We start from the raw sequence: 1,103 nt of genomic DNA, 5'->3' as shown, positions 1-1,103 counted from the left end.
CATGAGTATATCTCGTGCTAACCCGCTAGCGAGCCATGGAAGGCTCTACCTACAATAATAGTATAACCTCATATCTGTAGGCAGAGGGTTCCACCCCTCGCTGAGTCTACCCCGCGCTAACCCTGCCAGCGAGACGAGGGAATGTATGTTTTCGATTGAGAAACCCTTTTTCTTACTCTTAAAAATAATGAACCAGAGAAAAACTGGAGGAGTGCTGATAGGCTTGTTCTTTGGTTTGTTGCTGATAAAAGCTGTGGTAAGCCGTTTGTGCCCGGATTTGCCATTGAGCACCAAGGTTGAAGCTAAAGCCAAGCTCAATATCCAAGCGCTTGAACTTAGCGCCGAAGAGATCAAAGGGGCGATAGGCTTCTAGCTTTAGGTTCCAGTCTTCATGCTGGCTTAGCCAGCCAAGTCGGGGGCCTGCTGCTAACCAGTAGCCTTTATCGATATCATTATCGAGATTCAGTTCTCCGTCAGTAAGGATGTATAGACGCTGCCCAAGATATTCATAACTCAGCCCTCCACCAGCATTCAAAAAACTGCTTAACTCTTCAGGGGCGCTGCGAGGTCGATAAAAGCCTGTCGCAACATGCCAGGAAATTGGTGTAATTAGTAGGTTTCGAGGTGTGTAGGAGGCAATATCGATGAGTTTCAGTTCTTGGAGTCGAGTCTTTGCCTCGTTATTTACCTCGGTACGACGAACTTTCATGTTAAGCATTTCAAGTTTAGCGCCTTGAATATAGCCAGGTAAGGCATCCAGTTGATCATGGTATGCTGCTCGAATTTCCAGTTGCTGGAAATGGTGGCTGCCGTCATAACCGCCGGCTAGCGTTAATCGGCGTGAGTTATGTCCTTGATCGTCACGATACTTAGGTGTTGGAAAGTCTGGAAATACTTTAGTCTTATCGATCTTACTTCTAGTCGAAAGTAGTTCGATCGTTCGTTTGCCAAGGTGTGGAAGGTCGGATTTTTTTCTCACTGCCAGGTAGCGGCTGTATTGGTAGGCCAATTCCAAAACCTTTGCCTGACTTTCTGTATCCAATCTTTGCAAGTGGTTTGTTGCAAGCTTGTTATCTTCTACCAAGTTCCTGGCAAGGTGGATC

The 1,103-nt window shown here is 46.4% G+C and carries 1 protein-coding gene; it reads right to left on the bottom strand.

Annotated elements, in window-relative coordinates:
• Positions 1-178: 178 nt before the first annotated feature.
• Positions 179-1,103, bottom strand: a 925-nt coding sequence (locus tag A3763_RS28760; protein WP_197482933.1) for a hypothetical protein, incomplete at its 5' end; no start/stop codon positions are given.

The organism is Oleiphilus sp. HI0128 (assembly GCF_001635365.1).
The sequence above is the reverse complement of the archived record's forward strand: the minus strand, read 5'-3'. Positions and strand labels throughout refer to the sequence as shown.